This is a genomic window from Legionella quinlivanii (assembly GCF_900461555.1).
In the GTDB taxonomy this organism is placed as follows: domain Bacteria; phylum Pseudomonadota; class Gammaproteobacteria; order Legionellales; family Legionellaceae; genus Legionella_C; species Legionella_C quinlivanii.
Window position 1 is genome coordinate 2,931,316 of sequence record NZ_UGOX01000001.1, and the last position, 26,617, is coordinate 2,957,932.

Here is a 26,617-nt window from a genome sequence, read left to right on the forward strand (position 1 = left end):
CAATCTATATTTTAAACAGGCTATTTTCGCAGGTTAAACATCATGAACTCTTTACGTCAGGCTGTTGTCATGTGTTTTTTAAGCCTGATTATTTCTTTTAGCCAGGCCCAGACTGTTCCAACTCAGCCTGGCACACTGCTTAATGATATCCATTCCGGCTTAAATCCTACCCAGCATCTACAAGTCATTCATCCGGTTTCAATAAAAGAGATTCAAGATACGATTCAGAAAGCCAGGCAGAAGGGTTTATCCATCAGTATTAGCGGTGGTCAACATTCAATGGGGGGACAACAATATGGCAGAGGCACTATTAATTTGAATATGTCTCGCTTTAACAAAGTAATCAGTCTCGACAGTGACAAAGGGATTGTGGAAGTTCAGGCCGGGATTGAATGGCCAGAATTAGTCACCTGGCTGCTTAAAAATCAAACTAATCCTCCACAGTGGGGAATCCGGCAAAAGCAAACCGGGGCCGACAAATTGAGTATTGGCGGCGCCCTGTCCTCCAATATTCATGGGCGCGGTCTTAATATGTCGCCCATAATTGAGGATGTCGAATCGTTTACACTCGTGGATGCCAATGGAGATTTGCTGGAATGCAGCCGCACTCAGAATGCCGAGCTATTTAAACTGGTTATTGGGGGTTATGGACTGTTCGGCGTTATTGCAACTATCAAACTGCGCTTGGCACCGGTAACCACGCTTGAAAGAGAGGTACAGGTAATTAATATTGATCAATTCATTCCTCTGGTGAGTCAGCGAATCAGAGAAGGTTATCTGTATGGCGATTTTCAGTTTGCAATTGATCCCGCCTCGGATGATTTCATGAAGAAGGGCATTTATTCTTTGTATAAGCCAGTCAATCTTCAAATGGATACGCAAAAACCCAAGAAAGAATTGTCGAATCAGGACTGGACAAAATTGCTGATATTAGCCCATAAAAACAAATCGGCAGCTTTCACAATTTATTCAAACTATTATCTGGGAACCAATGGCCAGCTTTATCGCTCTGACACGCATCAAATGGGATTTTATTTAAATAATTATCATCAGCTGATTGATTCCAATTCCTCGGAGATGATTAGCGAAATTTATGTGCCGAGAGATCAGCTGGTTCCTTTGTTTAATCAATTGCGCAACGATTTTCGCAAATATAAAATCAATCTGATATACGGAACTATACGTCTGATAAAAAAAGAGAATGAAAGCTATTTACCCTGGGCAACACAGGATTATGCCTGTATCGTTTTCAATTTCCATGTGGACCATTCAAAACAGGGCATCGCGAAGGCCTATCATGATTTCCGATTAATTATCGACAGGGCCTTGGAACATAATGGCAGCTACTTCCTGACCTATCATCGCTGGGCCAGAAAAGATCAGGTCCTTAAGGCATATCCACAATTTATTGAATTTTTAAAGCTTAAAAAGAAGTATGATCCTGATGAAATTTTTCAATCCAACTGGTACCGTTATTACAAACAAATGTTTAATTTAAATAGTAGCACCTCGTAATCATGTTATAATCGCCGCAAATTGTTTGTTTATTTTCATATGATACGAATCGCTTTTCTCTTAATCTTTCTGGTTTTTTCAATGAATGCCGGCGCCTATTCGTACTTTAAAAGCCGCATCAAATCCATTCCTCAGTCGACTCAAATTTTGATGAAACGATATACATGGAGACCAGGCTGTCCTGTTCCTATTAACCAACTGGTTTTAGTCAAACTTTCTTATTGGGGGTTTGATAAAAAAACACATGAGGGGATGCTGATTGTGCATCAGGACATTGCCCATGAAGTGGTAGAAATTTTTCGCCGTCTGTACCAAAAAAAATACCCTGTTGAGCAAATGAAATTAATGGAAGAATATAAGGGGAATGACGAGTTGTCCATGCAGGCGAATAATACCTCCGCCTTTAACTGCCGCGAAGTGACTAATCAGCCAGGCATCTATTCACAACATAGTTATGGACGTGCTATTGATATTAATCCCCTTATTAATCCCTATGTCAAAGGCGCTTTAATTCTACCGCAGCAGGCAAAGAATTTTGCAAGCCGAAAGCAAACTTATCCGGGAAAAATTGCTGAAAATACCCCGTTTTATCAACTTTTCAAATCCTATCACTGGGATTGGGGCGGCAGTTGGTTTGATTTGCAGGACTATCAGCACTTTGAAAAAAGAGCCAATGGGGAAAAAAGAAATCCCTACGGCTACTCTTGACTCCATTAACCGGATACAAGACCGGCGTTGTTGCGTAAACAGAACCAAGCAACTAACCTGTCGTCTTTGCGAACAAAGTGAAGCAATCCAGATAGAAACTTGAACAAAGCAAGGAGCTGGATTGCTTCGCAAACGCTCGCAAAGACAGTTTTTTGCGCAGCCATCTTCATTTACGCAACTATGCCTACAAGACCGCTATTTGCGCCAAAGGTTGTTTACCTGCCAAATCTGTGCTTAGTTTTAATGAGGGATATTTAAAATAACCGCAAAGGGAGCTTGTGATTATGGCAAATGGAATCACTAAACCAGCTAAAGCAGCAAGAAAAAAATCAGGTAACTTCTGGGAACCTATGCAACATACTCGCAGTATTGTTCAACGCTGGCATAAGCAGTTACTATCCGCCGATTTTTCAATTGAGGATATCAAAAGACTGGAAAATGAAATTCTTCAGGACAGCCGATTTCATCCAATTGATCTAAGCTCCAATGAAAAAATTACCTATAGTGATAGTGCCTATACACAAAAAGAAGCCATGATTGATTTTGTTCTGGCTGTATGCCCTTATCTGTCACTACATGGCTTGCATCAACTGACGTCCCTCGCCTTAACCAAAGAAATAAATACTATTGATAATACATTTTTACGCAATAATGAACTGGCTCGTTATTTACTGGTTTATGAAGCAGGGATTTATGCCAGCAAACCCAGTGAACTAGAAGCGATGTTATTGTCTCAGTTTAAGGAAATTGCCGGTTATTTTAGCGAAGAGGGCTGGTTCAATGTCATTAATCACAGTATCTTGCAAACATTGAGTAATTTAAAAAGAGATTATGCCGGCTTTGAAGCCTTGTATCTGTCAGAAGGAGTTTCTCCGGAGATGATTCACCGCTTAAAGCAAGCAGGATCTGAAGTACCCCTGTTTAAACCCGAGCAGGATCAGCCCGAGCTTCCTGAATGGTTTCATCCCCAGGAAGAACGAAAATGCCATCGTAAACTGCGCTTTTTTGGTTTTCGAGATAAAGAGGTTTCGCAATCCTATAGCCCCAATCCACAAAGTGCATCCAGGCTGGATTAAACACAGATGGACCTTGCCTTTCCAGGCTGCAACCTGCGAGGCTGAATAGTACCGGTGAAATAACATCCCGCAGCGGGTATTTTACTTCCCTGAATTTCGTGATATTTTGCAGCATCGAAGTTCACAGAGGCTATTTCATGCCGCAGCTTCATTTGTCCTCTCAAGAGAAAAAAACAATTGTGCTGGCTGCCTTAGGTGGAGCACTTGAGTTTTATGACTTCATTATTTATGTCATCTTTGCTCCCTTAATCAGTGAAATATTTTTTCCACAAAGTGATCGCCTGGCCTCATTGATGAGCGTCTATGCAATTTTTGCGATTGGCTATTTTATTCGTCCGCTGGGCGGAATCATTTTCAGTCATTTTGGCGATAAATACGGGCGAAAAAAAACCTTCCTTGTTTCTATTGCCCTAATGGCCATTCCTACCTTTCTAATAGGCCTTTTGCCTACCTATGAACAATTAGGCTTTGGCGCCAGTCTGCTGCTGATCATTCTTCGGGTTTTGCAGGGGCTGTCCATCGGCGGTGAAATACCTGGAGCACTCACCTTTACTTGCGAGCATGTTGCCAGAGAAAAGCGAAGTTTTGCCTGCGGTGTAATCTTCTCTTTTCTTAATATTGGTATTTTATTGGGCAATAGCTTAAGCTTGCTGCTCAATCAACTATTAACAGCAGAACAATTAACCAGTTACGGCTGGCGTATTCCCTTTCTTTTAGGGGGTGTCTTGGGCCTTATCAGCTTTATTATCCGCCGTCAGCTCAGCGAAAGCCCCCTCTTTCTGGCCCTGCAATCACAACATAGACAAACCCGCCTTCCATTTTTCGAAGCCCTGAGTAATCACTGGCGGCAGATTTTGCAGGGGGTAGGACTCACGGTGCTGGCCTGCGCCGTTATTAATTTATTATTCCTCTATCTTCCAGGCTATTTGTCCGGCGTTATGACTTATCCCAAACAACAGGCTCATCTCTTTAGTACGATTATGCTGGTAATCTATACCTTCCTGCTGCTCTTTTTCTGCTGGTTGGGTGATCGCCTTGGCCGGCGTCGGCTTCTTTGTCTTGGCGCCCTCGGATTTAGTATTTTCAGTTATCTGATTTTTCTGATATTAAGTTTTGAAACCATGGCAAGCTTAAGTACAGCCATGATGTTAATTGCTGTATTAAGCAGCATGATAATGGTTTATCCCAGCCTACTGGTGGATTTATTCCCTACATCCATCCGCTTTACCGGGATTGCGATATCCTACAACATTACTTTCGCCATTTTTGGAGGATTAACCCCATTAATTGCGACGCTTTTAATCAAGTATACTCAGAATAAGCTGGCACCAGGATATTATTTAATTCTTTGTGCATTACTCTGTCTGTTTTCACTCACGACAATCAGGACGTTGTGTTTTAACAAAAATGGCCCTGCTAAAGTGCAAAACAACTTATCCGCTTCTTTCGGAGAATAATATGAAACGATTGAGTAAACTGCTTATTCCAGCTTTCTTTCTAAGCTTAATGTTCTCAGGTCATGCCCAGGCCTGGTATGGTGTTTATGGGGGCGGAGGGTACAGAGATCACCATCATCACGGCTATGAACGCGGTTATGGCTGGGGTGGTTTTTACGGTGGCGGCTGGGGTCCAGGACCCAATGTCATCATCAATGTTCCAGCAGAACCACGCTATTATGTGCCCTGCGAAACCGTGCGCATTTGCGATCAGGCCACCGATCAATGCTGGCTTGAACGACACTGCGGGTAAATAGGCCGTTCTAAAATCCTCTCTCCCTCAGGGAGAGAGTTAGAGAGAGGGATTTAAAAATTAATCACTCAATTGTAATAATTATACTGTCATACCTGCACGGCATTGTTGCGTGAATAACGATAGATACTCAAAACCGTCTTTGCGAGCGTAGCGAAGCAATCCAGATTGAAGCTTGAATAAAGATAGGATCTGGATTGCTTCACTTCGTTCGCAAAGACGACAGCTTAGTTTGCCTGGTTCTTCTTAACAGTACTAAACATCACTTCATGAAATCATTCTCATTCACCCTAAGGAATAAACTTTTTTTACAGGCTTTGTCTACAATAAAAGAATTGGTCACCGATAATCTTCTGGAGCAAATATGCCCTGGACAGAGTTGTTTAAGAAAATAGACGCAATCATTTTTGATTTTGACGGGGTTATTTTTGATAGCGAATTTCTGCATTACCAAGCCTGCTGTCATGCACTAAAACCCTTGGGAACTCCGCTGAGCTATGAAGAATATGTTGAGCATTATCTGGGCTTTGTTGATAAGGAAATGTTCCCACGGCTGATACACAATAAAAACCACAAACTATCGGCACGGGAAATTGACGATCTGATTAATAAAAAAGTCGCCGCATACACCCAGCTTATCCAGACCCGTAATGAATTACCTCTAATCGCAGACTTCGAGGCGTTCCTTTTTAATGTAATTTCCAGGGTAAATCAGTTAGCCATTTGCAGCGGTTCTTCAAGAGCTGAAATTTCAGCCGTACTTTCCAAAGTAAGCCAGGGCAAACTGCTGCAGTATTTTCATACCATTGTCACCGCAGATGATGTCAAAACGGGTAAACCCTCTCCTGAAGGGTATTTATTGACTGCCAGCAAGTTGAATATTTCTCCAGATCGCTGCCTGGTTTTTGAGGACACACCCCATGGGATTGATGCCGCTAAAAATGCCGGCATGCACGTTATTGGCCTGTTAACTACCTACAAGAATCATCATATTGCCAATGCGGATCAGATTGCCACAGGCTTCAAACAATTGCTGGACGAAGCACGCCCGCTATGATTGAGGCATTTAGTTGCTTCTCATTCTATCTTTGCTTAGAATAATTCCTCCTGCATTTCTCTTTAGGCCGCCTGCAAAGAGATGGCCGCTCGCAAAGACGATTCCCTGGCAATGCCAGTCTGCCCTTTCGTTTTTCAGTTAGCTTATCGCCCATTGGAGATTCATAATGTTGGTTAAAGGACTAATTTTTATCCTGCTGCAATGCATTATTACATCGTTATTTGCACACACTGCCCATGTTCGCCTGCCCAATCCTGAGTTATCATTAATCCAAAAGGCAGAACGTCTAGGCCCATTAAATCACGAGAAAAAACTTAGCGTTACTCTCTGGCTTAAATTACGTAACCCAACACAACTGGATCAGCAGGTCAAGTCCATATACGACCCGCAAAGTCCGGCTTTCCAGCAATTTCTGAATGCGGATCAAGTGAAACGTGATTATCTACCCGATGATGAAACCATCAGAGCAATTAAAGCTTATTTTGAGCATCAAGGCATGCAGGTCGAGCCGCTCTACTCCAATCTGAAAATTACGGGAACTGCGGAGCAAATCGAGCAGATTTTTCACATCAAACTGAATCATTATCGTTACAAAAACAAGATTGTCTACGGCAATGATCAAGCCCCCCTGCTCCCCCGGGAAATCGCCGCTCATGTGGCGGGAGTCAGTGGACTGAGCAACATCCCTTACGCGAGCCCTAAACGGAGGTTTAAACCCAAAAATCTCAATATAGACACCGCACATTGGCAGCCAGAGGAAATAAAACTCCTTTGGGATTCATTTACCCCCGCCGCTCTGCCAACCACTACCTCTTTGCAAGGCGTGTCCGGCAGTCATCTGAGAACAGTCTATCAGCTTAATCAAATTCCCCCGGTTAATGGGGTAGCCATTGATGGAGCCAATCAAACCATTGTCATCATCGACGGCTGCGGAAATTCAACGCCAAACCAGATATTGGCACACGTTAATCATTACAATACAGAAAACAGCCTGCCCCAGCTTAACGCCAGTAACTTTGCGGTAGTCAAGCCTGACGGCTCTCCCTATACCGGCCCCTGCGCCAATCCCAATGGATGGGATGGTGAAATTATCCTCGATATCGACGCCTCTCATACGATCGCTCCGGCCGCCAATATTGTATTGGTGATGACTGATGATGTGAATAACGCAGAAGTAGCACATGCGCTGACCACCATCACCAGCAATCAATTTTCCATTGGCGGTTTTTCCAATGCCTATGTGGTATCCAATAGCTGGGATAATGATGTGGAACATCCATTTGAAATGCTGGAAGCCATTTTACAACTTTCAGCTGCCCAGGGTTTAAGCGTTAATTTTGCGGCCGGCGACTGCGGTGATCAAACCTATGCCAGCAGCTGGCCATGCAGCATTATGGGGGCAGAGCCGAGCGTGCAATATCCGGTCAGTTCAGCTTTTGTCACGGCTGTCAGCGGTACCAGTCTGTTTGTTGACCAATTATGGAATTATGCGTTTGAAACAGGCTGGGGAACCTTAGTCAATGGCTCCTTCTACTCAGGCAGTATGGGCGGAGTCAGCCGCTATCGCAGTGCGCCAGTTTGGCAGAGTTCAATTAGTAATTTTATTGTCGGCGGCTATCCTCAGGGTACGAATAACAAACGTGCCCTGCCCGATATTGCTATGCTGGGCGACCTTTACACGGGCTTATTAACCTATTCAGACGGCTGCAATCCCTGCTGGGATGGTGGTGCCAGCCTGGCAACTCCTTTATTTTCAGGTACACTCACGCTGGTCAATCAGGCGAGAGCGGCTCTGGCGGGTAATCCACACCCCATAGGCCTCGCTGCCCCCTATTTTTATGTTTATAACGCCAGTTTACTACAGAACAAAGCGATTAACCTGATCACCCCTCCGCATCTGGTCATCAGCGGTGCAACGCCAATCAATGGAGGTCCTGTTTCTGCCTTCAAGCTACACGATCCTTATTTTAATCAGGAGATTGGATTTAATTGGGATTCATCACTCACTATTGTAGAAAATCAGTTCTGGAATGATGTGGTCGGTGTGGGCTCCCCAAATATTCCTAACTTTGTCCAAATGATGGCTAGAATGTGAGAAGCAAAGTGAACAAATTAAATCAACTATTCAAAGTTTTAAGCCTGTTAACTTTATCTCTCATAAGCAAGCTGGCACTGGCCGGCTCTCCGGTATTCACCATGATCCCGCAAACGCCAGTGGTATTGCAATTAGCGAGCGGTGAGACGGCCATTGTTAAATATCTGGTAACTAACCAGTCGCTCAAACCACACACCATCACCATGAAGCCTATTGCCGGTGTTATTCAGTTAACTGATTCCGGCAGTTGCCCTAATCCTTTTACCCTTACCGCCCGGCAATCCTGTATTCTGAGTCTGCAGATTACCGCCAGTCAAATTTCCGGCAAAATCAATGAAGGACCGATTATTTGTCAAATAGCGCCTGACGGCAATCCCAGTCCACTGCTTTGTAATCAACCCAGTCCAGCTAACAGCCTGAATATCAGCGTACAAGCAGCAAATCAATACACAGTGAACATCAGTGCGGGCAGTGGCGGCAGTGTCTTCCCCAGCGGCACACAGGCGGTTAATAGCGGATCCAGCCTGCCATTGTATGCTAATCCTGCCCCGGGATTTTCTGTTTATCAATGGCTTGTCGACGGCTCGGTAGTGCAAATGGGCGGGAGCAATTTTACACTGACTAATATCACCGCCAATCATCAGGTTTCAGTCAGTTTTACCAGCAATCCTGTTTTTTTTAGCGGCGCTCAAAACGGCAATGTCTATTATTCATTTTCAGGCGGCTTGAGCTGGAGCGCAACGGTGCAAATGCCAGGTGCGGGTAGTCCGGTCAATAGTTTATGGATCAACCCTCTGGTGATGTATTCAGGGAATGCCAATGGCTTTATTTATTATTCCCTGAATAATGGGAATAGCTGGCAGCAAACCACATCCCCTGATGGCAGCGCCATTAACGCGGTGTTTGTATTGAATAATCAGCTGTATGCGGGAACCGCCAGTGGTTTTATTTACTATTCCCTCAATAATGGCAGCAGCTGGAATCTCCTTTCTTCTCCGGATGGAAGTGCGGTAAACGCTCTGTTTTTAACTAACAGTGCCTTTTATACCGGGACCAGTAATGGCAATGTCTATTATTCATCCAATAACGGTGTCAGCTGGACTGCGATCAATGGTTTGGTTGATGGCAGCCCGGTTAAGGGCGTTTATGTTGCCAATAACAGTCTATTTGCCAACACGGCAAACGAATATGTGTATTCCAGCAATGCACTTATGGGTGGGGGTAACTGGGGAAGTATTGCTCAGACCGTGTTTAGTCTTTTTGTTAATTCATCGGGTCTTTTATTCGCTGGAACTCAGGGAGGCTATGTGTATTCAGTTAGCGAAGGCCTGGATTTGGGTTTTATTACTTATAGCCCGATGAACGCAGTGGTGGTTTTAAATTGAAACAAAACTTGTGTCGGAGTAATCAATGCCTCTTGTAGCACGAAATCGATAATCCCGCCTCTAGAACGCTACGTACCCCTAAGAGACTACGTACCCCGCTTTATGCGGGGTATCCATAAAAATGGCAGTGAGTTTTAAAATGCTTTTGCCAATCAGACGCTCTGAGCAAGCTAATAACTCCTCTGCTGGGGAATGATACATTCAGAATCGAGCTTGGGGGCCCATGAGGGATCGCTTGTACAATCCTTTTTGTAAAAAACCTGCTGATAAACCCGCATATTAACAAATTTCCCTTCTTCATTTTGATCCGAATATACCCAGAGGGTGGTTCTTGAGGGATCCAGGGCAAATGAGCCGTCAGCGGGGAGTTTATTGGGGAAGTTTTTAAGTAATGGAGTAAAGTCTTTATAAGAGATTTTCGACTCAGGTGAACTAAGCCAGGTAACCAGCTTGGCATAATCTTCTGCGGTGGGATTTAAACCTTGCTTATCCCAGGCAATTATTACCGAAAATTGAGCCTGATTACCACTATAATCAAAAAGCTTTTTCTTGGCATCCGCATTCCATTGAAAGCTGCTCCAGTATTGGGTTTCACCATTGTCTGTAGTAATTGGAATTCCAAGGCTTTCGCTAACTTTCAGGATGGTCTGATAGGGGTTTGAGCTGGGGTTAGGATTGGGATTTCGGGGTGAAACATCCCCGCCCTTGTCGCTGATACTTATTATTTTCCCCACCGGACAAACACAGGCCGGATTTTTGTCTTTGCCAATGCTATGCGTGTCACCCCATATGTAGTCATTGAATAACTTGATATATAACTCTGCATGCTTCATTCCTTCAGCAGTCAATGCATGAGGACCCGATGCGGTATCCTCCGCATGCCGTACCACAAATACGACAGGCATGCAGCCATTCGCATTCCTGAAAGCACCTGAGGAACTACAGACAGATTCGGCAGCTGAGACATCAAAAGCAATCCATCCTAGAAAAAAAGCAATAATGAGTCTCATCTTAAGCTCACTCTCTGTTTATCTTCTTAACAGTTTAGCAGATGGCTGACTTTTAGGGCTGATGCATTTGTCTCTTAATTGATGACATAACCAGTTCTTCCGTTGCCCTGGCTATGTGGTTTTTAATGGATTTAATCTTTAGATTTTAAAGCATTTACAATCTGTTGTACGTGTGAATCAATTTCGCCATCATCCGAACTCAGGGAAAATACAGAGGCTTCTTTATACAAACGGTCATGCTGATGATGTCTGCTTTCTAAAAATTTTGCATAGTTTTCGACTGGCAAAAGAGGACGATTATAGGAGATTCTTTCTAATTGAATATTTAAACTGACTTGCAAATAGATAGTGAATTCGGAGGCCAATAATTTTCTGTTTTTTTCACTGAAGATAATACTTTCATCAGTAGTAACTACTATATTGTCTTTAGTCATTTGATACGCCAATATCTCCGACTGGCAATTTTGAAATGCCTGAGCACCCTGCTCACTGATTATTTCCTCTATGTTTCGACCGATGGAAGACTCCAGTGCAAAATCTGTACTTATAAATTTCCAGCCAAGCTCTTTGGCAAGTGCCTGTGCCAGAACCCCCTTCCCCGCACCGGAATGGCCAATAATAAAAATACGTTTACGATCTACCATGATAATTTTCCTCTTAATTGATACCAGGAAAAGCATTGTAGATCGCTCTAAAAAATGCAAGAAAAAATGATAAGTCGAGGATTGCAGTGCTGATATATAAAATACCGGTTCAAATATTCATTTTAACTAAATGCTCTGGTTATAGACTACACTTTTCTTGAGCGTGCCCATTTTATAGACAAGGAGAGTTATAATGAAAACTAAATTAACAGGTTTGGTATTCCTGAGCTGCTGTTTTATTGCCAGTCCAATTGCATTTGCTTCACAAACTTTAAGCACTCAGGGTCAAAGCAGCAACGGTTGTCAGCCTTCCTGTGCCGGCATACCGAAAGGACAATGTTCCTGTGTGACCACAAATCACATTAAATGCTGCGGTAAAAAAACAGATGGACTCACTTCCAAACCAGCAACCAATGACTAATATTCAAGAGATGGGCAATTGCCCATAGCCGACAGGCTAAGAATATCTGATCCCCTCTCCACCGCGCGCAGCGTGGGGGAGAGGGTTAGGGTGAGGGGGCTATAAATAAGGTCGCGTAGCGATTCATTACTCATTTTTGTGGCTATGATTTAATATCACAACAAAATGGAATCACTAACGTGATAAATTTTTTAACCCCCTCTCCCTACCCTCTCCCCCACGCTACGCGCGGTGGAGAGGGGATACTTTAAACCTTAGCCTGACGGCTATGGGCAAAATGCCCCCCTCACCTCGGAGATCGCTGTTATACCCATGGCATTTTATGGACAAAAAAAGTATACTGCGTAAAATTATTAACAATTTTATGGCAAATGCTTAAGTCCACCATCAAATTTAAATATGAGTCAGATCCTGGTTATTATGTGAGATTCAGGTGCGCAATCGATATCCCTCATCATGATTTTATTAATCAAGTGAATATTTGTATTACAGAATATGAAAATACAAACTATGAAAAAAAAACAGTGTGTAGCCTGAGCTTGAGAATCCCGCGGTCTTGGTCAGACAGCCCTGAAACACTGAAGAAAAGCAGAGAAGAGGAGGTCTCATCCTGGTTTAATAATGAAGAGAATTCTCTCTCTATTGACGATGAATCAAAGCTGATTTTTGCTTACATAACAGAACAGCAATGTGAACAAAAGTTGCAGGTTATTCTTGATAAACTTCCATTCGCTCCTGATGAAGTGCAGAAAATTAAAGGCTTTATTCAGAATAAAATGTATCGAACTACTGACGAGGTCTTGACTGATATTGAGCAGTTAATTAAAAAGGAACAACATGAAGAGGCCCTTGAAAAGACATTAACATGTATTGATTGGGGATATGGATGTGATTTATTACTGGTTGCCGGCGATCAGTTTTTTGAAAAACGCCGTTTTTTGGAAGCGATAGAGTGTTTTTCCAGGGTACCCTTTGAAAGTACGCGAATAAAAGCAAAAATAGAAGAGGCAAAACACACAATCAATGAAGCCCTTCATCAGCAAGCCTCACTGGAAACACAAATAAAATCCCTTAATGCCGAGCTGAAGAGATACAGGAAACAGCCTATAGAGAGAGTTGGTTTCTTTCCAGGTGAAGAACCAAGCTCACCGAGAATGCCGAAATAATTAACTTAAGGAACCCATTAATCGTTTCCAGATAGAGAACGCTTGCTGGTGGAGATTGTTAATGGGTTAAAATACCTTAGATATTCAAATGTATGACTTATGTTGTGAAAGCAGTCGTCCCAAAACAGAATGCTGCAGGCACTGTCCAGTAAGCTCGCGGCCTGCTCCATCGAATCACCATTCTTAACTACGCTAAAAAACTGATAATTAACAGACAGTTCCGGTTTTCTGATCTCACTCAAGGTACCTTCTATTTTGGGAAAAGTGATCCAACCCGCAAGCGTTTTCGGTTTCTCAATCGTTAATTCCTGCTCAGGAAATAATTGGACATGATAATGCAATTCCTCCAGATGCCTGCCCATGATCATCTTGTACATGTCAGGAACCATTGCGCCGGGCGTCCTGGCAGCGGCTTCCAGGAATATTAATTCCCCGGTTTGACTATGCTTGAATACTTCAATATGAAATGCGGATGAAAAACGGCCAAGCGCGTTTAAAACCCTTTCAGTGAAGTCTTTTAAACGAGAAAGCAGGCTATCATCGTTTACTGGAATGCTCCCCATAGGTGAGCCTTTGGAAAACCGTGCCAGTGGCCAGGCATATTGACCCGCCATAAAAAACTCGCTGCGATTGTTACGAACAATCACATCGCAATGAAACAATTCGCCTTCAATGAATTCATCAATTTCAAAATCCCAGGGCTTTTCCACAATTTTTGCAAGTACCGCTCGCAAGCTGGCTTCATCTGGAATATGAAATGTATCAATGCTGCTGACTAAATCAACCGGCTTAATAAACATTGGAAAGCCGATAGATTGGATCACTTCATTGATGTAAAGTTCAGCGTCAGTCTGGTAGGCTTTTTTCTCAAAGGGGGTAAATCGGGGAGTTCTCAACTGCCCCTGAAGTTTATTCTTTGACACCAGCTTATTTACATAAGGCAATACCTGGGCAAGAGAGTTTCCAGGGATACCATACTGTTCTCTTAATTGCGCACAGACTAACTGAGTACTGTCTTCATTGGATAAGAGCCGCAAATTTTTTGCGCCATAACGTTCAATAAGGCTCAATACAATGTGCTCTACTTCCTGATGATGGATTTGATGAAAACTCCTGTTATGAACAGGATGAATTTCATCAAAAAGCCCTTTATTCTCAGCAGAAAGATGACTTAAACAATAGTGGCTTCCAATCAGGATAAATGGAGTATCAGCCTTGTTTTTAAGCGCTGTCAAATCGGCTTTGACAGGGACCACATTGTATAGAAAAACATTAACAGTCATTTTCCCTCGAGGTGTAGAGTATCCTGAACAATCATAATATCAAATTAAATGCATTATGTACAATATTTTTTCAGATAATGCATTTTTCTCCTCGCTCACCCAACCGCTATCATCGATCGCAGCTCACTATTGTTGTTCAACTAACACCCAAATCAATCTATACTAGACGTATGTTAATCTGATGAACGCAACGGATGAATCCGACTCAGAAGTTAGAAATTCTTGAATTGCTCTTTAATAGCATGCCTTTTAATTATATTTTCTGGAAAAACAAAGAAGGCGTTTATATGGGGGCAAATACCAATCAAATCGCCCTGTTTGATCATAATGGACAAGGTTTCATAGGTAAAACAATTTATGAAATAATAACAGATTATGAAGCTGCCAGGAAAATCGACGAGATTGATCGGAAAGTAATGCAGGATGGAACCCCACTAACACTCGAGGACCTGGTCACGACCGCGCAAGGCGAACAGCGGGTTTTTCTGACGCAAAAGCAACCTATTCGTAGTCGCAGTGGAGAAATTGTCGGCCTCCTGGGCTTCTCAGTCGATATAACTGAGCGCAAAAAAATGGAAGATGAGCTGAGGCGCTCCAAAGAGCTTGCCGAAGAAGCCAATAAAGCCAAAACCGAATTCCTTGAGAACATGCGCCATGATATTCGGACGCCCCTGACTGGAATTGTTGGATTTGCTGATTTGCTCAAGATGGACTCCAATACCCCTCATATTCATGAATATGCCGATAACTTAATCGCCTCCAGTCATGCGCTGCTTGAGCTGATGGATGAAGTACTGGAAGCGATTCGCGTAAGCTCGGGAGAAATTCCAAAGCTGAAGAAAAAATTCGATTTGCGGCATTCGTTAGAACACGTGATAAAACTGAACCGGGCCCGCGCCGCGCAAAAAAGTTTGTCGCTCTCTTTGGATTTTGATAAGTCGATACCGCGTTATGTGATTGGCGATAAGGTACGCATTCATCGCATTGTCCTTGAGTTAGTAGCGAATGCTTTAAACTTTACTGACACTGGATTTGTAAAACTGTCCGCTTTGCTTGCCAAACGGCAGGGGCAACAGCTGGTAATAAAACTAACTATCGAAGACTCAGGAATTGGCATTCCCAAAGATAAACAACAGGAGATCTATGTTCAATTCAAGCGTCTTACTCCTTCCTACCAGGGCATTTATAAGGGCGCTGGTTTAGGGCTGTCAGTAGTCAAACAATTCGTGGATGAACTAAACGGAGAAATTTATGTCAAGAGCGAACCACGGATAGGCTCCTGCTTTACCTGTATAATTCCGCTGCAAGAGCCGCTGCTTGATGACGATTTGGGAGTCGAGGAGTATTCATCAACAGCGGAAGATGAACTCTATGAAACAACCTATGCACAGCAAATTAAACCGCCCGGCCCTTTTGTGCAATCTCTGGAGCATCGGGTGCTTGTGGTCGAAGATAATATTATCGCCCAGCATGCGGCTAAATCCCTTCTCACCAAGCTTCAATGCACCGTAGATATCGCAGAAAATGGAATAAAGGCGCTAGAGCTTTGGAAAATGCAGCACTACGATTTAATTTTAATGGACATCGGCTTACCTGATATTGATGGTTACGAAGTAACGCATGCCATTCGCGTCCATGAATTAACTAAAAAAACACATACCCCGATTATTGCTCTGACTGCTCATGCCGGTGATGAAAATAAAAAACGCTGTATTGATGCAGGCATGAACGCAGTGCTCACCAAACCTTTGACCGCTAAAAATTGCTCTGATATTGTCATTGCCTTTATTCCAGGACGTCATGCGCCCGAGAATGGCCCGGAAAATAGCTATCGTTCCGACCTGCCTCAAATCGAATCGCATCTATTCAAACTGAATGCATTCCCACTGCTGGATATTGAAGAAGGACTTAAAACCAATGGAACTGAGAGTCAACTCGCCGACATGCTTAGCTTCATGGTGAAAGACTCCCTGCCTCAGGACTTTCTTTTAATGAAGGAAGCGCATAATCAGGGAAATTGGGAGAAAACCCAGCAACTGGCTCATAAGATAAAAGGCGGCGCAGTCTACGTGGGGGCTCTTCGTATCAAAATGGCCTGTCAATATCTGGAACGCTACTGGAAGTCAGGTCAAAGGAAATTACTGGAGCCTCTTTATCAGCAGGCTGCAGCGGTTATTACGGAGAGTATTCGAGCGATTAATGAATGGCTGGAAGAAAAAAGACTATAAGCACTTTGATCATTTATGCTTGTCTACCAGACGGATACCATTCGACTCGATGATAATTTCACCACGTTTATAGAGCTGGCCTATAGCACTTTTAAAGCTCTTTTTACTCTCGCTAAACGCTCGCATGATTTCGAGAGAAGTGCTCTTGTCGTGCAGAGGGAGAAAGCCGCCATTTTTTCGTAAATCACTTAAAATCCGCTGCGAAAGATCCTGAATATTTTCCTGCCCCATTTTTCTCAGAACAACATCAATTTTTCCATCATCGCGTACAGTTTTGATATAACCACGGGTTCTTTTACCATACTGCAAGGGCTGGAAAATATCAGAAGAATGAATAAGCCCCCAACTACGATTATTAATAATCACTTTTCGACCAAGAGGACTGGCATCCGCAATTAATAAATCCACTTCTTCACCACGTGTGAATTGACCAGGATTTTTTTCTAAAAAGCGATCCAGTTTGGAGCTTGCAATTATTCGTCCCTGATTATCCAGTTTGGCATAGACCAGATAGGATTTATTTTTTTCCATCGGACGCTGCTGTTCAGGCACAGGAACAAGTAAATCCTTATCCAGCCCCCAATCAAGAAATGCCCCCACTCGATTCACATCAATCACTTTCAAAAGTGCACAACTTCCCACCAGAATAGCGGGCTTGGAAGTAGTGGCAATCATTCGATCATCGGAGTCAAAATAGATAAAAACTTCAACCAGATCACCCAAGGCTGTATCTTTAGGGACATATTTCCTGGGCAGCAGAACCTCTCCCCAATCATAGGCATCCAGATACACACCAAAAGCCACCTCTTTGATAACCCTTAATTTATTATACTGTCCGACTTTAATCATAATCTGCTCTATTTAGTACTATTGCCGAGCTTATCATAAAAAGCGTTTTCCCGCTTGCGGGTGAGGAGCGCAGCTACATTAAACAAATAGAGACCATGATAATTTTAGGATTTGCGAAATAATTGTATTTTTTATATAGTTAATCCCGCTATATTTAGCGTCACGAAATAAAAGGATTTAGAAAATGATGTACACAAAAAAATATTTACCTTTGCTTTTAGCAAGTATATACGCTTCAGGAAGTGCTTTTGCGGGAACCATGGGTGAGGTAGGCTGTACATCAGTACTTTGTGCTGTTGACGCACCTGGTGGTTTCTATCTCGGGGGAACAGCTTATTATGTAAAACCCAGTGAAACTGGAATTGGCATGGTAACTGACAGCTGGTTATTTACTAGCCCGGGTGGCTTTACTGCTAGAAGCAAACCGTTTAATCCCCCGCATCGTTGGGCAGGAAACGTCAAACTGGGATACGATTTCCCTATGTCTGCCAATAATATCGAAGCCAACTATTTGTTTTTAGAAAATAAAACACATGCAACCAATGATTTCTCAAATGGCTCAATTGGATTTGGCAGTATTTTATTTCCTGATGCAACCGTTCCTCCATCCTTCGGTTTTGTGAGCGACGCTCAGTTAAAATATGAAGTTGATCAGGTTGATCTGAGAGTTGGAAGAAAATATACCGATGTAAATCATAATTTCTCAATACGGCCCTCAGTGGGTGTTCGCTATGCTGAACTGAAACACTCTCTTACCTTTGCTGCTCCTGGTAATATGATTAGCAAATATGACGGTGCAGGCCCAATGGTCAGTATCGAGGGAAATTATATGCTGGCTTATGGAATTGGACTGGTAGGCTATTTTGATTATGGTTTGTTAGCCGGGCAAAGCCAGACAAATTCCTATGTAAGTCTGGCAGGTACAAACTTCGGATTTAGCTGGCCAAAACAGGATAGAGTCGTAAGCAGTATAACGGCAAGAGTGGGTGCTAACTATTCTTATGCATTTTCAAATGCTGCCAATTTAACTCTGGAAGCGGGTTATCAGGTTAACGAATTCCTCAATGCAATGGACACAATCAGAGGAACAATCGCTTTTGATGGTATTCAGCGCATTAATGGACTTGAGACCAACGACTTCGGCTTTCGGGGACCGTATATTAGTTTGACAGTACACGCTTAGTTCTTCATTAAAAGCATCAGGTTTTCCACTCCTGATGCTTTGCTCAACATAGATAACCTTACTGTTTAGTATCATACATCTGACATAATTCATTCTTACTTATGGCAAAAATCCAGGCCTTATCCCATTAGCCCCTGTCATTAAGTCCATAAGTATCTACACATCTCAGAAAACAGAGTCAGCTCCTCGCTTCTACGTTTCTCGGTCTACTCTTCGTTTCTACGTACCGCGCTTTATGCCTGAGGCTCCCCTCATTATTTATATAGTCAACGGATGATTAATAATTACCCAAACAGATCTATTGTCGTGTCGTTCCCTCGTAGGCGGGAATCTATTTCTCAGGATAATTCCTAACGTTGTTTGCAAGATGGATTTCCGCCTACGCGGAAACGACACAATTAAAGTCATTTTGACCTGATAAGCTACTTTTTTTTAACGAAAAAATGAGGGGAGCCCTCAGGCTTTATGCGCGGTATCCAGACAATGCGTTTGATTGGCAAAAGCATTTTAAAACTCACTAGCATTTTTATGGATACCCCGCATAAAGCGGGGTACGTAGGCTCTTATAGGAGGAATTCGGCAATCACTTTAACTTAAGAATGATAAATGATTTCAAAAAAAATCAGCCCACCAATCAATCACTTTGCATCAACTTATCAATGACAGTCATATTTTAATCTAAACTAAGCATAAATGTGTCAATGTTTAATTAAAAATGGATCACTCGCAATGGAAGAAAAAAGAGAAGTTAAGGACAATAATGGAATGCCATTCTGGCTGCAGTATGCAGATCTATACCTCAATTCTGAGTTTTTTAAACGGGGGTTATTAATCATTACTCCGCACACAGAGGATAAATCCGTTTCCCAGGAAGCGCAGAGTTTCGTTATCAACAATCGTGAATTTTATTTCCACCAGGAACAAAACGGTAAAAGCTCACTCAGCCCGAATGCCCGTGCTGTTAAAAAAACCCAGACCTTATTGGCAGCCCTAACCCATGCCTCAGGCCCAAAGAACCTTTTGCCATTACCTGAGAAACCCACTGTGCTGTTCAATAAACAACGACGCGATGAAATATTTTTACCCCTTCTTTTTAAAAATCAGAATACAACCCTTGGCACTTACATTTACCCCTGGTTAACCAAGTCATCTTCAGCATTTCAGCAATTTAATGGCTTTAGTCAATTTGTTACAGCCGGATGTATGTTTGGAGCGAGCCTTCGGGCGGTGCCCGATAAAGGGGAAGAAATTGAGTTGATCAACCATCAGATTCGCCTGGAGCCTGGTGCTACGATTACCGCGGTTCGCCATGAAAACCCTCTGGATAACGCCGAGGATAAGACCAGTAATCCCTTCGAGCTAATACTATTAAACGAGTTCGAGAAGAACTGTCTGTTAATGAAATCACTCGCCAAGCCCAATGCCGATATTACCATACATTATCATTTGCCTGTCTATGACTATCTTTTGTTTGGACTCAAACTTTCCTTCCATCAGCAAATCACCGATCAGGCATTTGGCGAATTTGTTAAACTGATTTTGGAACGAAAAACTTTTTACCAGAAACAGCTGAGTCAAGTCGCTTCTCAACAAGGAATCAAAGTCATTTTTCAATCGCCCTTTGATAACCTTTTGCAGGAATTAAACTCAGAAAATCCATCAGCCTCACTATCCAGCCAATTCAATTTAAGTAGTTTTTTTGCAACTCAAAACCCGTATGAAAGAGAGAAATCATTCGTTAAACTATGCCTGAATCGTTTAGCTGAAAATGAGATAAATCCTTTACATAAACAAGTCTGGCAAGATGCGTTAAAAGCCCAGGAAACACTGCCAGAGACATTGGAAGATCTGTTCAAATTAGCCAATGCAGTGTTTATCGCGGCATCTGCCAGAAATCAAAAACCCTATGAAACCTGTTCTTTACTTCCATTATCCGAGAAACAAATCCAGTTACACTATGAAACCTTGCATACCCAATTCGAGAAACACTTTCAGAAAGACCAGAATCCTTATCCTCCTGCTGTAAATATAACCGGTATGGAACCGGTGATAACCTATTCGCCAAACACCAAAGGTTTACTATTTTATTTCGCCTGCTGCCTGCAAACCTTGTCTGGTTTAATTTCTAATCAGAAACTCGCCCATCATGCCGCTCGCAATATCGGCTTTTTCACACAATCCGCATCCACCAGTCCAAAAGAAAACGCAGGCGGCGAGCTATCTGGCCCCGTAGACTTGCCATCCCTGCTCCCGGAAGCAAAACCAGTTTTGAAACACTAAAATGAGATAAGAGATTGATAAAAGGATCACTGATGAAAAATTCAAGTATTAGCCCTGAAACGCAATTAAGTGAGATAGAGCAACTCTTGAGCATTGACCATCGCCAGAATCATAGCGTTGAAGACGTTCTTGAAAAAGTCATCCGTTATTATGAAACCATTATCGGCTGCATGCCTGGTAACGTGTATTGGCTAGATAAAGAGGGGCGTGCCGTAGGCTGCAACAAGAATGTGTTAAACATGTTTGGCTTAGACTCTATCAATGATTTCAAAGGTTTGAGTTTCGATGAAATGCGCACTATCGGGCGATGGAGTGATACCGCCGCTCAATCTTTTAAAAAGGACACTCTCGAAGTCATTGCCACAGGCCTTCCCAAGTTAAACATTGAAGAACCTCCGATTCCCCATAGCGATGGACGTATTATTCATTTTCTCACCCATCGGGTCCCCCTTTTTGATGACAAAAAAGAAATAATTGGCGTAGTTGGGATTTCAATTGATATCACTGAGCGAAAACAATTGGAACAGGCACTTAAAGAAGCCAAAGAACGTGCGGAAGCCGCCAATCAATCTAAAAATGAGTTCATGGAAAACATGCGGCATGACATCCGCACCCCGCTGACCGGCATTGTAGGCTTTGCAGACCTTCTAAAGATGGAGCCTGATCTCCATAATATACAAGAGTATGCCGATAATCTGGTCGCTTCCAGCCACGCGCTTTTGGACCTCCTCGATGAAGTCCTTGAGGCCATTCGCGTAAGTTCAGGCGAAATTCCAAAACTTAAGAAAAAGTTTAATCTTTTTGAGGTCCTGGAGCATGTGATTCAATTAAATCGTGCCAAGGCTGCACAGAAAAAACTATCGCTTTCCATGCATTTTGATTCCTCCCTGCCAAAATACGTGATTGGTGATAAAGTGCGGCTTCACCGAGTCGCCTTAGAGCTATTGGCTAATGCCTTGAATTTCACTGATAGGGGTTTTGTCAAACTGTCAATCTGTCTTGCCAAACGCGATGAACAGAAACTGGTCATTAAGCTCGCCGTCGAAGATTCCGGAATAGGTATCCCCAAGGATAAGCAGGAAGAAATTTATGTGCAATTCAAGCGGCTAACTCCATCCTATCAGGGTATTTATAAGGGAGCGGGCCTTGGTTTGGCCGTGGTGAAACAATTCATTGATGAACTCAATGGCGAAATTTATGTGGAAAGTGAGCCTCTGAAAGGAACCTGTTTCACCTGCTTTATTCCTCTTCAAAAGCCTCTCCTGGAGGATGAATTTGGAGTCGATAGCACGCTGGGAACAACGCTGGAGAGAGCCTATGAAACGGCTCAGCAAATAAAGCCTGCTGCTATGACTAACCATCGCTTTCGCGTTTTGGTTGTGGAAGACAATGCCATTGCACAGACGGCTGCCCGCTCCATTTTATCAAAATTAAACTGCGAAGCAGAAATTGCAGAGTCAGGAAGAGCGGCAATCGATCTCTGGAAAAATGGTCATTATGATCTGATTTTAATGGACATCGGCTTACCGGATCTGGATGGATATGAAGTTACTCATCAAATCCGTGTCCAGGAATTAGCAAAAAAAACACATGTTCCGATCATTGCACTAACTGCCCATGTGGGCGATGAAAGCAAAAAACGCTGTCTTGAGGCCGGCATGAATGCTGTACTGAGCAAACCGCTGACGATAAAAAACTGCGAGGACATGCTGGATGCATTTATTCCTGGCCGCAGATCAAAAGAAGAAGCTCTGGCAGAAAAGCAAAATGATACAACAACGCTTAACTTACAGGAGCATTGGTTTCAGCTTTCAGAGTTTCCTCTGCTAGATATTGAAGAAGGATTAAAAACCTTAAACGATATTGACAGCCTTTCTGAAATGCTTAAGTTCATGCTGTCTGAATCCCTGCCCGTCGAGACCGAGCAATTAGTACTTGCTCATCAGCAAGGAAACTGGGATAAAACTCAGCAGCTGATACACAAGATTAAGGGCGGCGCTGTGTATGTCGGCACGATCCGGCTAAAAATGGCCTGTCAATACTTTGACCGATATTGGAAATCCGGGGAGCGTGAATTATTAGAACCGCTTTATCAGCATGTACTCACTATTATTGAAAACAGTAAAGAAGCCATCTCTCATTGGCTAAACAAGAATTAATTGCCAAACACCTGAGGTGTGCAATTAGAAAGCCTGCATATCGCTCAATCCATTTACGATGGAATACTTCCCTGATACTGTTTAATATGATCAGATGCCTGGTGCGCTTGCCGCAATTGATTGAGTTATTGAACTGATGAATGTTGACAATATACATCCTGAAAAGCTGCCATACCTGGGCTTTGGTTTAGGCTTGCGCACGCAACACTATGAAGACATATTAAACTATTTACCTGACACAGACTGGTTTGAAATCATCAGCGAGAACTATCTTATTCCAGGCGGAAAGCCTTTGTATTATCTTGACAAAATTCGCGAGCACTATCCTATGGTTATGCATGGCGTCTCTCTGTCATTAGGCAGTAGCGATCCCATTCAGTGGGATTATCTTAAACAAGTGAAGGAGCTGGCTTCCCGCATCGAACCAGTCTGGATATCAGACCATCTTTGCTGGACAGGCGTGAATGGTTTGAATATGCACGATTTGCTTCCTGTACCCTACACTAAAGAAATAATTTTACATATTGTGTCACGGCTGACACAGATTCAGGATTACCTGAAGAAACCTTTTCTAATAGAAAATGTTTCCAGTTATCTTAGCTATAAGCACTCGGAGATGACGGAGTGGGAATTTATCACCAGTATCCTGAGACAATCTGGTTGTTATATGTTGCTCGATGTGAATAATGTCTATGTGAGTGCAGTGAATCATGGTTTTGATCCCATGGATTATTTGAATGCACTGCCGCCGGAGAAAATCATCCAAATTCATTTAGCCGGACATTCCAACTGCGGCAATTATCTGATAGATACCCATGATGCATTCGTTATTGAACCGGTCTGGGAGCTTTACGAAAAAGCGGTTCAACGATTTGGACCAGTATCAACCATGATTGAGCGTGATGACAATATCCCACCGTTAGCTGAGTTATTAACTGAGCTTGGGAGAGCCAGAGAGGTTGCCCGTCTTGCTATGCAGGAGCATTGCTATGAGTAACTGGGAACAATTGCAACGGGATTTTCAGAATTATTTACATTGCGGGCATTTGGACATTGAACAGGCAGTTGTGGGTACCGCGCTTGCATCCGCGAAGACCTGTCTGCAGATATATCGTGATGCCTATCAAACACGCCTGGAAAAGGCAATGGCCAGCAACTTCCCTCATCTTAAGACATGTTTAGGGGATGAGGTTTTCCATCAAATGTCCCTGGATTATCTGGCGTCTTACCCTTCTACCTACCGCTCCATTCGCTGGTATGGGGATAAACTTGCATCTTTTTTAGCAAGTTATTATCGCGAGCCGTTTATCGCTGAGCTTGCGCAATTTGAATGGAATATGACGCTTGCCTTCGATGCTGCAGAGAGCTCTGTATTTCAGTTAGATCAGATGGCAGCGATCCCAACCGAATTATGGGAAAGCATGATTCTGAAAGCCCATCCTTCATTAAGCCGCATGAATTTTTCATGGAATGTGGTTGACCTCTGGGAAGCCTTGGCTAATGGTCAGGAACTCCCGACGATGAACAAGAGTCTTAAGCCCTCGCCCTGGGTATTGTGGCGCCATGAATATAGTAATCGCTTTTATTTACTGGCAGATGATGAAGCCTGGGCTCTTGACAAAACATTACAGGGATTATCGTTCGGAGAACTCTGTGAAGGCTTATGCCAATGGCATGATGAAGATATGATTGGCATGCGAGCTGCTTCTCTTTTAAAAAGCTGGATTCAGTCAGGATTTATTACCGATATTTCATTTCAATAATAAGGATATTTACAATGATTAATAAAGACAAGCTTGTACAATCAGCAATTACAGCTTTTTTAGTGCTGTCTTCCAGCCATTCTGCCATTGCAGCCTCAGAGACCACAGATTCAGGATCTAATGAAAAATGCTATGGTATTGTAAAAGCAGGTATGAATGATTGCTCTACAGCAACCTCCTCTTGCGCAGGATCTGCCACCAAAGATAGTCAACCAGACGCATTCGTGTTTATGCCTAAAGGTCTCTGTGATAAATTGGTAGGCGGGAGCCTTAAATCAGAGACAAAACCAGCTAGTTAGATGCAGGCGTTTTTGTCAAAATAAGAATAATCAAGGGAGTTAATGATGATAATAACGGTTCTCTTTCGCCAGTTGCTGGTCCTAATGATAGCATTGCTAGCCTGCTTTCCCCTTCATGCGGCAGAAAAATGGACACTCGACAATCAACATAGTTATGTTTTATGGCGAATTAAACATTTAGGTTTTTCTACTCAGACAGGCAAATGGTATGTAAACGGATTTGTGATTCTGGATAAAGAGAATCCTGAGAACAGTAAGGTGGAAGCGACGATTGATGTAGCCCGCTTTATTACTGGAATACCGGAATTAGATAAGCATCTCCAGGGCCAGTTATTTTTTGATGTGAAACGCTATCCTACAGCCATTTTTGTTAGCGACAAGGTGGAAATGACGGGTAAGAATAGCGCTAATGTGCATGGAATACTCACAGTGCACGGGGTGAGCAAGCCAATAACCCTGGCTGTTACGCTTAATAAAATTGGGAAAAACCCTATTAATGACCGAATGACTGCCGGTTTTGTCGCCACCACTGAATTGAAACGCTCAGATTTTGGTATAAAAACCTTATTACCTGATCTGGGTGATGATGTGAGCATTGAAATTGGTGCAGAAGCCTATCAGCCTGATACTTCGGGAGATCACAATGCGTCTCAAAAACAGTAACAGTCATTTTGGTCTGGTTGCTATTTTATTGCATTGGATTATGGCTGTTCTAATCATCGGTTTGCTGGTCATAGGTATTTATATGGTAGAACTGCCTATCAGCCTGCAAAAACTGAAACTGTATGGTTGGCATAAAGAATACGGCTTATTGGCCCTCGCTTTGGTGGTAGTCCGATTGTGCTGGCGGATAATTAATATTAGTCCTGAACTATCATTACCGCGATATGAAATTATTGCAGCGCGGATTGTGCACTGGGCTTTTTATGGCTTCATGTTCGCTATGCCCATTACCGGCTGGCTTATTACTTCCGCAGCCGGCTTGCCTGCTTCATTTTTTGGCTTATTTACTTTACCCAATCTCATTGCGCCTAATGAAGAACAACGGCAGTTGTATGAGCTTGTTCATGAGTGGCTAGGGTATGGATTGATTGTGACGATTCTTCTTCATGCCAGTGCTGCTCTGAAGCATCATTTTATCAATCGGGACAATGTATTAAGGAGGATGATTTCATGATTATTGAAAAAAGGAAGTGGCCATGGCTTTGTTTGGCTATGATCCCTCTGTCAGTAAAGGCAGAGCCGCCTTCCTGGCAGATTGTTCCAGCTGAAAGTCAGTTGATCTTTACCGCAACTCAGAATGGAGCCCCAGTTTCAGGGGAATTCAAGCATTTTTCTGGCACAATCCTTGTTGACCCTAATGACTTAAAAAATAGCAGCATTGACATTATTGTCGATATTAGCTCCATCAGTGCCTCTTATGCTGAGTTAAAAGCGACATTGATTACCCCTGATTGGTTTAATGCCAAGCTTTTCCCAAAGGCTGAGTTTAAATCCACCCAAATTGAAAAAACAGGTGAAAACGCTTATCAGGCAAAAGGAATGTTGACCATTCGCGATAAAACACAGCCGGTTGTCTTATCATTTACAGGAAAGCAGTCTGATCCGAACAAAGGTGTTGTGACTGGAAGCACTGGAATTAAACGCATCGCTTTTGGAGTAGGACAGGGAGAGTGGTCAAGCACCGATGAAGTAAAGGACGAAGTAACTATTAATTTTAAAGTGACTGCAATTAAAAAATAAAGCA

Annotated in this window: 24 protein-coding genes; 20 read left to right on the forward strand and 4 right to left on the reverse strand. The window is 42.8% G+C overall.

Features of this window, described 5'->3' with window-relative positions; genetic code table 11:
- Positions 1-42 precede the first annotated feature (42 nt).
- The 8 genes from DYH61_RS12570 (at position 43) to DYH61_RS12605 (ending at position 9,585) form a co-directional block, all read left to right on the forward strand.
- Complete coding sequence (locus DYH61_RS12570; protein WP_083499229.1) at positions 43-1,515, forward strand: FAD-binding oxidoreductase; 1,473 nt, start codon at positions 43-45, stop codon at positions 1,513-1,515.
- Positions 1,516-1,596: 81 nt separating this feature from the next.
- Complete coding sequence (locus DYH61_RS12575; protein ID WP_058507854.1) at positions 1,597-2,223, forward strand: M15 family metallopeptidase; 627 nt, start codon at positions 1,597-1,599, stop codon at positions 2,221-2,223.
- Positions 2,224-2,507: 284 nt separating this feature from the next.
- Positions 2,508-3,299: a hypothetical protein gene (locus tag DYH61_RS12580; protein ID WP_058507855.1), complete on the forward strand. Its 792-nt coding sequence runs from the start codon at positions 2,508-2,510 to the stop codon at positions 3,297-3,299.
- Between the two features lie 137 nt (positions 3,300-3,436).
- On the forward strand, positions 3,437-4,756 hold the full coding sequence (locus DYH61_RS12585) for an MFS transporter (RefSeq protein ID WP_058507856.1): 1,320 nt from the start codon (positions 3,437-3,439) through the stop codon (positions 4,754-4,756).
- A gap of 1 nt (position 4,757) precedes the next feature.
- On the forward strand, positions 4,758-5,048 hold the full coding sequence (locus DYH61_RS12590; RefSeq protein WP_058507857.1) for a hypothetical protein: 291 nt from the start codon (positions 4,758-4,760) through the stop codon (positions 5,046-5,048).
- A 364-nt stretch (positions 5,049-5,412) separates the two neighbouring features.
- Positions 5,413-6,105, forward strand: coding sequence for an HAD family hydrolase (locus DYH61_RS12595; protein WP_058507858.1), 693 nt, complete (start codon positions 5,413-5,415; stop codon positions 6,103-6,105).
- 166 nt (positions 6,106-6,271) lie between these two features.
- The gene (locus DYH61_RS12600; RefSeq protein ID WP_058507859.1) at positions 6,272-8,200 is read left to right on the forward strand and encodes a S53 family peptidase; all 1,929 of its coding nucleotides are present in this window, start codon (positions 6,272-6,274) and stop codon (positions 8,198-8,200) included.
- Positions 8,201-8,208: 8 nt separating this feature from the next.
- The gene (locus DYH61_RS12605; RefSeq protein WP_065236163.1) at positions 8,209-9,585 is read left to right on the forward strand and encodes an InlB B-repeat-containing protein; all 1,377 of its coding nucleotides are present in this window, start codon (positions 8,209-8,211) and stop codon (positions 9,583-9,585) included.
- A gap of 170 nt (positions 9,586-9,755) precedes the next feature.
- On the opposite strand, the gene DYH61_RS12610 is transcribed toward DYH61_RS12605, so the two are convergent.
- Together DYH61_RS12610 and DYH61_RS12615 are read right to left on the reverse strand one after the other, a co-directional pair.
- On the reverse strand, positions 9,756-10,595 hold the full coding sequence (locus tag DYH61_RS12610) for a hypothetical protein (protein WP_058507861.1): 840 nt from the start codon (positions 10,593-10,595) through the stop codon (positions 9,756-9,758).
- 131 nt (positions 10,596-10,726) lie between these two features.
- On the reverse strand, positions 10,727-11,239 hold the full coding sequence (locus DYH61_RS12615) for a shikimate kinase (RefSeq protein ID WP_058507862.1): 513 nt from the start codon (positions 11,237-11,239) through the stop codon (positions 10,727-10,729).
- Between the two features lie 193 nt (positions 11,240-11,432).
- Between DYH61_RS12615 and DYH61_RS12620 the strand changes: the two genes are divergently transcribed.
- Both DYH61_RS12620 and DYH61_RS12625 read left to right on the forward strand, forming a co-directional pair.
- On the forward strand, positions 11,433-11,660 hold the full coding sequence (locus DYH61_RS12620; protein WP_058507863.1) for a hypothetical protein: 228 nt from the start codon (positions 11,433-11,435) through the stop codon (positions 11,658-11,660).
- A 422-nt stretch (positions 11,661-12,082) separates the two neighbouring features.
- A complete protein-coding gene (locus tag DYH61_RS12625) occupies positions 12,083-12,826 on the forward strand; it encodes a hypothetical protein (protein ID WP_133129131.1) in 744 nt (247 codons plus the stop codon).
- A 17-nt stretch (positions 12,827-12,843) separates the two neighbouring features.
- Here the strand turns inward: DYH61_RS12625 and DYH61_RS12630 are convergent, their stop codons facing one another.
- Positions 12,844-14,109 (reverse strand): ATP-grasp domain-containing protein, encoded by a 1,266-nt coding sequence (locus DYH61_RS12630; protein ID WP_058507865.1) that lies wholly within the window; start codon positions 14,107-14,109, stop codon positions 12,844-12,846.
- Between the two features lie 194 nt (positions 14,110-14,303).
- Here DYH61_RS12630 and DYH61_RS12635 point away from each other — a divergent pair, with 194 nt between their 5' ends.
- Complete coding sequence (locus DYH61_RS12635) at positions 14,304-16,337, forward strand: response regulator (RefSeq protein WP_058507866.1); 2,034 nt, start codon at positions 14,304-14,306, stop codon at positions 16,335-16,337.
- 9 nt (positions 16,338-16,346) lie between these two features.
- Here the strand turns inward: DYH61_RS12635 and DYH61_RS12640 are convergent, their stop codons facing one another.
- Positions 16,347-17,186 carry a CvfB family protein gene (locus tag DYH61_RS12640; RefSeq protein WP_058507867.1) on the reverse strand — a complete coding sequence of 280 codons (840 nt, stop codon included), beginning with the start codon at positions 17,184-17,186 and terminating at the stop codon, positions 16,347-16,349.
- Between the two features lie 184 nt (positions 17,187-17,370).
- Between DYH61_RS12640 and DYH61_RS12645 the strand changes: the two genes are divergently transcribed.
- The 9 genes from DYH61_RS12645 (at position 17,371) to DYH61_RS12685 (ending at position 26,613) form a co-directional block, all read left to right on the forward strand.
- Positions 17,371-18,369 carry an Lpg1974 family pore-forming outer membrane protein gene (locus tag DYH61_RS12645; RefSeq protein WP_234999744.1) on the forward strand — a complete coding sequence of 333 codons (999 nt, stop codon included), beginning with the start codon at positions 17,371-17,373 and terminating at the stop codon, positions 18,367-18,369.
- Positions 18,370-19,098: 729 nt separating this feature from the next.
- Positions 19,099-20,649, forward strand: a complete 1,551-nt coding sequence (locus DYH61_RS12650; RefSeq protein ID WP_058507868.1) for a hypothetical protein — start codon at positions 19,099-19,101, stop codon at positions 20,647-20,649.
- Between the two features lie 32 nt (positions 20,650-20,681).
- Positions 20,682-22,808 carry a response regulator gene (locus tag DYH61_RS12655; RefSeq protein WP_058507869.1) on the forward strand — a complete coding sequence of 709 codons (2,127 nt, stop codon included), beginning with the start codon at positions 20,682-20,684 and terminating at the stop codon, positions 22,806-22,808.
- A gap of 136 nt (positions 22,809-22,944) precedes the next feature.
- A complete protein-coding gene (gene bufB / locus DYH61_RS12660) occupies positions 22,945-23,805 on the forward strand; it encodes an MNIO family bufferin maturase (RefSeq protein WP_058507870.1) in 861 nt (286 codons plus the stop codon).
- Complete coding sequence (locus tag DYH61_RS12665) at positions 23,798-24,571, forward strand: HvfC/BufC N-terminal domain-containing protein (RefSeq protein WP_058507871.1); 774 nt, start codon at positions 23,798-23,800, stop codon at positions 24,569-24,571. The genes bufB and DYH61_RS12665 overlap by 8 nt, the downstream gene beginning before the upstream one ends.
- A gap of 14 nt (positions 24,572-24,585) precedes the next feature.
- A complete protein-coding gene (locus DYH61_RS12670) occupies positions 24,586-24,870 on the forward strand; it encodes a BufA1 family periplasmic bufferin-type metallophore (protein ID WP_058507872.1) in 285 nt (94 codons plus the stop codon).
- Between the two features lie 84 nt (positions 24,871-24,954).
- Positions 24,955-25,533, forward strand: coding sequence for a YceI family protein (locus tag DYH61_RS12675; protein WP_234999794.1), 579 nt, complete (start codon positions 24,955-24,957; stop codon positions 25,531-25,533).
- On the forward strand, positions 25,514-26,047 hold the full coding sequence (locus DYH61_RS12680) for a cytochrome b (protein ID WP_058507874.1): 534 nt from the start codon (positions 25,514-25,516) through the stop codon (positions 26,045-26,047). Before DYH61_RS12675 ends, DYH61_RS12680 begins: the two co-directional genes overlap by 20 nt.
- Complete coding sequence (locus DYH61_RS12685; RefSeq protein ID WP_058507875.1) at positions 26,044-26,613, forward strand: YceI family protein; 570 nt, start codon at positions 26,044-26,046, stop codon at positions 26,611-26,613. The genes DYH61_RS12680 and DYH61_RS12685 overlap by 4 nt, the downstream gene beginning before the upstream one ends.
- Positions 26,614-26,617: the final 4 nt, after the last annotated feature.

What these genes read in the sequence shown, in the direction of transcription:
- DYH61_RS12570 (WP_083499229.1), top strand. Translation starts at nt 43, where the DNA reads ATGAACTCTTTACGTCAGGCTGTTGTCATGTGTTTTTTAAGCCTGATT.
- DYH61_RS12575 (WP_058507854.1), top strand. Translation starts at nt 1,597, where the DNA reads ATGAATGCCGGCGCCTATTCGTACTTTAAAAGCCGCATCAAATCCATT.
- DYH61_RS12580 (WP_058507855.1), top strand. Translation starts at nt 2,508, where the DNA reads ATGGCAAATGGAATCACTAAACCAGCTAAAGCAGCAAGAAAAAAATCA.
- DYH61_RS12585 (WP_058507856.1), top strand. Translation starts at nt 3,437, where the DNA reads ATGCCGCAGCTTCATTTGTCCTCTCAAGAGAAAAAAACAATTGTGCTG.
- DYH61_RS12590 (WP_058507857.1), top strand. Translation starts at nt 4,758, where the DNA reads ATGAAACGATTGAGTAAACTGCTTATTCCAGCTTTCTTTCTAAGCTTA.
- DYH61_RS12595 (WP_058507858.1), top strand. Translation starts at nt 5,413, where the DNA reads ATGCCCTGGACAGAGTTGTTTAAGAAAATAGACGCAATCATTTTTGAT.
- DYH61_RS12600 (WP_058507859.1), top strand. Translation starts at nt 6,272, where the DNA reads ATGTTGGTTAAAGGACTAATTTTTATCCTGCTGCAATGCATTATTACA.
- DYH61_RS12610 (WP_058507861.1), bottom strand. Translation starts at nt 10,595, where the DNA reads ATGAGACTCATTATTGCTTTTTTTCTAGGATGGATTGCTTTTGATGTC.
- DYH61_RS12615 (WP_058507862.1), bottom strand. Translation starts at nt 11,239, where the DNA reads ATGGTAGATCGTAAACGTATTTTTATTATTGGCCATTCCGGTGCGGGG.
- DYH61_RS12620 (WP_058507863.1), top strand. Translation starts at nt 11,433, where the DNA reads ATGAAAACTAAATTAACAGGTTTGGTATTCCTGAGCTGCTGTTTTATT.
- DYH61_RS12630 (WP_058507865.1), bottom strand. Translation starts at nt 14,109, where the DNA reads ATGACTGTTAATGTTTTTCTATACAATGTGGTCCCTGTCAAAGCCGAT.
- DYH61_RS12635 (WP_058507866.1), top strand. Translation starts at nt 14,304, where the DNA reads ATGAATCCGACTCAGAAGTTAGAAATTCTTGAATTGCTCTTTAATAGC.
- DYH61_RS12640 (WP_058507867.1), bottom strand. Translation starts at nt 17,186, where the DNA reads ATGATTAAAGTCGGACAGTATAATAAATTAAGGGTTATCAAAGAGGTG.
- DYH61_RS12645 (WP_234999744.1), top strand. Translation starts at nt 17,371, where the DNA reads ATGATGTACACAAAAAAATATTTACCTTTGCTTTTAGCAAGTATATAC.
- DYH61_RS12650 (WP_058507868.1), top strand. Translation starts at nt 19,099, where the DNA reads ATGGAAGAAAAAAGAGAAGTTAAGGACAATAATGGAATGCCATTCTGG.
- DYH61_RS12655 (WP_058507869.1), top strand. Translation starts at nt 20,682, where the DNA reads ATGAAAAATTCAAGTATTAGCCCTGAAACGCAATTAAGTGAGATAGAG.
- bufB (WP_058507870.1), top strand. Translation starts at nt 22,945, where the DNA reads ATGAATGTTGACAATATACATCCTGAAAAGCTGCCATACCTGGGCTTT.
- DYH61_RS12665 (WP_058507871.1), top strand. Translation starts at nt 23,798, where the DNA reads ATGAGTAACTGGGAACAATTGCAACGGGATTTTCAGAATTATTTACAT.
- DYH61_RS12670 (WP_058507872.1), top strand. Translation starts at nt 24,586, where the DNA reads ATGATTAATAAAGACAAGCTTGTACAATCAGCAATTACAGCTTTTTTA.
- DYH61_RS12675 (WP_234999794.1), top strand. Translation starts at nt 24,955, where the DNA reads ATGATAGCATTGCTAGCCTGCTTTCCCCTTCATGCGGCAGAAAAATGG.
- DYH61_RS12680 (WP_058507874.1), top strand. Translation starts at nt 25,514, where the DNA reads ATGCGTCTCAAAAACAGTAACAGTCATTTTGGTCTGGTTGCTATTTTA.
- DYH61_RS12685 (WP_058507875.1), top strand. Translation starts at nt 26,044, where the DNA reads ATGATTATTGAAAAAAGGAAGTGGCCATGGCTTTGTTTGGCTATGATC.